3 protein-coding genes are annotated in these 2277 nt (G+C 61.9%); 2 read left to right on the top strand and 1 reads right to left on the bottom strand.

Annotated features, from left to right (window positions below):
• Positions 1-418 (top strand): nitrogen fixation protein NifZ (locus tag NLR35_RS33810; protein ID WP_257170871.1); only part of this gene is annotated, 418 nt, incomplete at its 5' end.
• Positions 419-434: 16 nt separating this feature from the next.
• Here the strand turns inward: NLR35_RS33810 and NLR35_RS33805 are convergent.
• Positions 435-875: a SufE family protein gene (locus NLR35_RS33805; RefSeq protein ID WP_257170870.1), complete on the bottom strand. Its 441-nt coding sequence runs from the start codon at positions 873-875 to the stop codon at positions 435-437.
• A gap of 414 nt (positions 876-1289) precedes the next feature.
• On the opposite strand from NLR35_RS33805, the gene NLR35_RS33800 reads away from it, so the two are divergent.
• On the top strand, positions 1290-2277 hold a 988-nt coding region (locus NLR35_RS33800), incomplete at its 3' end, for a nitrogenase component 1 (RefSeq protein WP_257170869.1).

Genomic DNA, 2277 nt, shown 5'->3' with positions numbered 1-2277 from the left:
CCTCGTTCGCGCTCTACAATACGATGGACGAAGTCGACGCTTTGGCGGAAGCCCTGGCGAAGGCGCAGGAGCTGTTCTCATGAGGGGCCGGACAGCAGCCAAGCCGCAGCCCGTCGCCCGCATCGTCTGCGACGCCCGTCAGCGTCGTACCGTGCGTGCCATGGAGCGGCGTTTCACAGGCGAATTTGCGGTCGGTGAGCATATTCGGGCGGTCACGGTGATCCGCAACGACGGCATGTACCCGCACAAGGACATCGGCGAGGCGCTGGTGCATCCCGGCGATTTCGGAATTGTTCGGGAAAGCTGGCGTTTCCTCGGCGAGGTCTACTACACGGTCGAGTTCGTGGCGCTGTCGGTGTTCGTCATCATGCGGCGGCGGGAGATGGTGCGGCTCGGGACCGCCTTCGAGCCGCACTGATAGCGTCCGCCGGCCGCTACACCGCCTTGGCCAGCACGGCGCTGGCGTCGGCGCGCATACGAGCCACCATCGACCGAAATCCGTTGGAGCGCTGCGGCGTGAGATGTTCGCCGAGCCCAAGTCGGGCGAACAGGGCGAGCGGATCCTCATCGACGATCTCCGCGGCCGGCCGTCCCGACAACAGCGCGATCAGGATCGCCACCAGGCCGCGGACGATGTGCGCATCACTGTCGCCGGCGAAGATCAGGGAAGACCGCCCGTCACCATGCGTCACCGTGGTCGCGAGCCAGACCTGGCTGGCGCAACCCTGTACCTTGTTCGCATCGACGCGGTCGGCCTCCGGAAACGGCGGCAGCTTGCGGCCGAGCTCGATGACGTAGCGATAGCGATCGTCCCATTCGTCGAGCAGGGAGAAGTTCTCGATGATGTCCGCGATGGGCGTATGGCATTGGGTCATCGATCGTCATCCCTGGATTGTTGAATGCTCTGGCTGCTCCGGGGCGTATCAAGCAATCTCCGTACCGCGCGCGGGATCGCCACTCTCGTCAACGTAGAGCACCGCTACGGCCGTCATTGGCCGCACCGCGCATTGTTTTGTTTCGAACAGCGGCTCGTGCGCCTGGATGTCGGCATGATGCGATGTCGGGTTTGTAACAATTCTAGTTCGCTTCGCTATCTGCCTTCAATCGCTTGGCTTTTTTAGTTCGGCAAGCGTTGGCACACCCGTTGCAAAAGTCTGTTCAGGCGCGGCCGTCGGGCCTGCTTTCCCCGACGTGCGGGAGCAAGTTGGGTTCGCGCGAGTGAGATCGAGAGCGGCGCTTCGGAGGAAGCGTCAGACGCTTCACACAGAGGATAACCGAGGGATATTGGTATGAGCCTAGCAACAACCGAGAGCGTCGCGGAGATCAAGGCCCGCAACAAGCAACTGATCGACGAAGTCTTGAAGGTCTATCCGGAGAAGACCGCCAAGCGTCGCGCCAAGCACCTCAACGTGCACGAGGCCGGCAAGTCCGATTGCGGCGTCAAGTCGAACCTGAAATCGATCCCCGGCGTGATGACCATCCGCGGCTGCGCTTACGCCGGGTCCAAGGGTGTGGTGTGGGGTCCGATCAAGGACATGATCCACATCAGCCACGGTCCGGTCGGCTGCGGTCAGTATTCCTGGGCCGCACGCCGCAACTACTACATCGGCACGACCGGCATCGACACTTTCGTGACGATGCAGTTCACCTCCGACTTCCAGGAGAAGGACATCGTGTTCGGCGGCGACAAGAAGCTCGCCAAAATCATCGACGAGATCCAGGAACTGTTCCCGCTGAACCACGGCATCACCATCCAGTCGGAGTGCCCGATCGGCCTGATCGGCGACGACATCGAGGCGGTGTCGAAGGTGAAGTCCAAGGAGTATGACGGCAAGACAATCGTGCCGGTCCGCTGCGAAGGCTTCCGCGGAGTCTCGCAGTCGCTTGGTCACCACATCGCCAACGACGCGGTGCGCGACTGGATCTTCGACAAGGTCAATCCGGAAGCCAAGCCGGCGTTCGAATCGACCCCTTACGACGTTGCGATCATCGGTGACTACAACATCGGCGGCGACGCCTGGTCCTCCCGCATCCTGCTCGAGGAGATGGGCCTCCGCGTGATCGCGCAATGGTCCGGCGACGGCAGCCTGGCCGAGCTCGAAGCGACGCCCAAGGCGAAGCTCAACGTGCTGCACTGCTATCGCTCGATGAACTACATCTCGCGCCACATGGAAGAGAAGTTCGGCATTCCGTGGTGCGAATACAACTTCTTCGGTCCCTCCAAGATCGCGGAATCGCTGCGCAAGATCGCGAGCTTCTTCGATGACAAGATCAAGG

It is taken from the genome of Bradyrhizobium sp. SRS-191 (assembly GCF_024586915.1).
Classification (GTDB): domain Bacteria; phylum Pseudomonadota; class Alphaproteobacteria; order Rhizobiales; family Xanthobacteraceae; genus Bradyrhizobium.
Note: the sequence above shows the minus strand (reverse complement) of the source record. Positions and strands in the feature narration are given on the sequence as shown.